General features: G+C 68.6%; 2 pseudogenes. One reads left to right on the plus strand and one right to left on the minus strand.

The features are described from left to right. A pseudogene (locus tag LQV45_RS34610) lies at positions 1-564 on the plus strand (endonuclease domain-containing protein); the annotation flags it as partial. A 111-nt stretch (positions 565-675) separates the two neighbouring features. On the opposite strand, the pseudogene LQV45_RS34615 reads toward LQV45_RS34610, so the two are convergent. Next, positions 676-1,135 (minus strand): annotated as a pseudogene (locus LQV45_RS34615) (3-methyladenine DNA glycosylase); the annotation flags it as partial.

Genomic DNA, 1,135 nt, shown 5'->3' on the forward strand with positions numbered 1-1,135 from the left:
GAGCTGACCGACGTCGACGGCATCCCTGTCACGGCGCCGCCCCGCACTTGGCTGGATCTGGCCGCAGTCCTGCCGCTCAACTACCTCATCGCGATGGGAGACCAGCTCATCCGACAGCCCAGGCCCAGCCTCGAACTGAGGTCGGAGCCCTACGCCTACAAGGATGGCCTGCGGTTGCTGATCCGCCAGCATCCCAACATGAAGGGCGTCGAGAAGGCGCGGCTTGCGCTGGACGAGATGCGGGTGGGAGCAGACTCTTTCCCGGAGACATTCCTGCGGCTGGCGCTGTTGGATGCGCGTCTGCCGGAGCCGGAGCTGCAATTGAGGCTCGACCCGGAAGACCCGCGCTCACCGGCTGCAGACATGGGCTACCGGAGGTACGGGATCGCCATGCAGTACGACGGCGTCCACCACCTCACGCGGGAACAGCAGACCCGGGACAACCGGCGAGACGAAGCGTTCCGCAGCGCCGGATGGGCGTATTTCAAAGTCAACGCCGATGATCTTGCCGAGGGATTCGACAGCGTCATCACCCGGATCAAGAGGGCCCGGCTCCGCGCCTAAGCAAACTCCTGCCCTCATGACCCGCCACACCAGCGCGGGGTCATATCGAGCCCATAAAGGGGCCCCGGATGGGCCGGAGGTGACCCCGAGTTGCTTTGAGCGAGAGGGAGGTCAGTGGCTGCGGTGGTCCTGGATGGTCATGCGCGGGCCAAATGTCGGTTTCCGGAAGCCGCTCAGCCCGATCATCCGGACCACCCGCTGCCGGTGCCCCGCCCATGGAGCCAGCAGCCTGAGCATGCCGGCGTCGTCTGTCCGGCGGCCGGTCAGGGCGGCGCCCACGTAGGCCGCAAGGTGGTAGTCGCCGACCGAGATCGAATCCGGGCAGCCGTGCGTGCGCTGCACTACCTCCGCCGCCGTCCAGACCCCGATTCCGGGCAGCGTCTGCAGCTTGGCCGCCGCCTCCGCGGCGGGGAGGGCGGCGAGCCGTTCCAGCGCGGCGGCCGAACGCAGCGCCCGCATGACGGTTGCCGACCGCTGCGGGCCCACGCCGGCCTTGTGCCACTCCCAGGACGGGATGTGCAGCCACTGCGCGGCCGTCGGCTGGACCAGCAGATTGGCGGGCGCGACGGTG

The sequence above is a fragment of the Microbacterium sp. Bi128 genome, assembly GCF_918698205.1.